The organism is Clostridium sp. (assembly GCF_051656525.1).
Taxonomy (GTDB): Bacteria; Bacillota; Clostridia; order Clostridiales; family Clostridiaceae; genus Clostridium.
Genome location: NZ_JBOGCC010000214.1, coordinates 1 through 1,142, shown reverse-complemented (window position 1 = coordinate 1,142; position 1,142 = coordinate 1). Strand labels below are relative to the sequence as shown.

General features: G+C 44.5%; 1 protein-coding gene. It reads right to left on the bottom strand.

What is annotated here, in order from left to right; translation table 11 throughout:
- Positions 1–117: 117 nt before the first annotated feature.
- On the bottom strand, positions 118–801 hold the full coding sequence (locus ACRDDY_RS10465; protein WP_438564896.1) for a helix-turn-helix transcriptional regulator: 684 nt from the start codon (positions 799–801) through the stop codon (positions 118–120).
- Between the last annotated feature and the right edge of the window lie 341 nt (positions 802–1,142).

Sequence of the window (1,142 nt, the reverse complement as noted above, 5' to 3'; positions counted from 1 at the left end):
GTGGTAATCGAAAGTAATGTAATGAGTAACACACTACTTTGTGTTTTTTTCATGGCTTATTCCTTACATATCAGACAGGTAAATGTTGGTGTAATAGCGTTGCTCGGTATGCAACGATTACTCTTTGAGGGTATGAATGATGTCGCTGATAAAGCGAAAATGCGGCAACGCAGCAATAAAATGCTGGTTAGCTGTTAAGGCATCGAGTTCCGGTTTTCTGCGAAATGTCGTATTCAATAGCGTTACGGAGTCAATTTCCTCTATGCGAAAGACCTGCAACCGTTTGGCGCGACTTGATACCAAAAACCAGTGCTTATCATGAAAAATTAGCCGGTGTGGTGAGGTGCCTTCGATGATGGAGCCGTTAATTAGCAAGGACACTATTCGGTTCGCTTGAATCGCCTCTACCAGCTGTAAAAAACAAGTGGATTGCGTCGAGGCCAGTGATATTGATGCATGGCTGATTAAACATGGCGATGAGCTGGATGGTGCAGAAAGCCAACGGATTAATTGGCGGCTCTTTTCAGGCAAAATACCTACTAGACCCGTATTGCGAACAAACGTGAAGGAGTTAGGGACTGGATCGCGATCCTTGTGTTGGTTAAGTCGATACCGGCCTTGACTGTATTCAATGTCGAGGTGGATAAGACGTTGCTGAAAATCACGCTGTAGCGTTCGTATAGAAACGCCAAACTCCTCCGCAAGGTTAGCGAGTGTTAACGATTCTCCGGCGAGTAGCCGACTAATGATGACCGACAACCTGACGGCAAGCCGGTCATGACGATCATATTGGATTTCCATGCTGTGGTGGTTTTTGTATACGAATTCATAGGGACATTATGTCGTATCAATAGGTCAGGGCATGTCGTAGTAACTGGTGACCATACATATTTTTACGACAAAGGGAATATGCGATTAATTAATTGAGTAACATAGATATTTTCTATCTAACTGCTACAGCTCTCTGTCATTACGACATATCCTGTCGTGTTGCTGAAGAGCTGCCCAATGGAATGTACTAAGTTGGTTTATCCGAAAAAGAAGGACCAAGCCTGCCTAGCTATCCGCGCAACTGTATGAGTTACTGCACGCAATGCACTTCGTGCCAATTGTGGGAGTGGGGCAACATCAATAACACGATC

Bases quoted from the DNA above. Each gene is read 5' to 3' on its own strand.
- ACRDDY_RS10465 (WP_438564896.1), bottom strand. From the start codon at position 801: ATGGAAATCCAATATGATCGTCATGACCGGCTTGCCGTCAGGTTGTCG.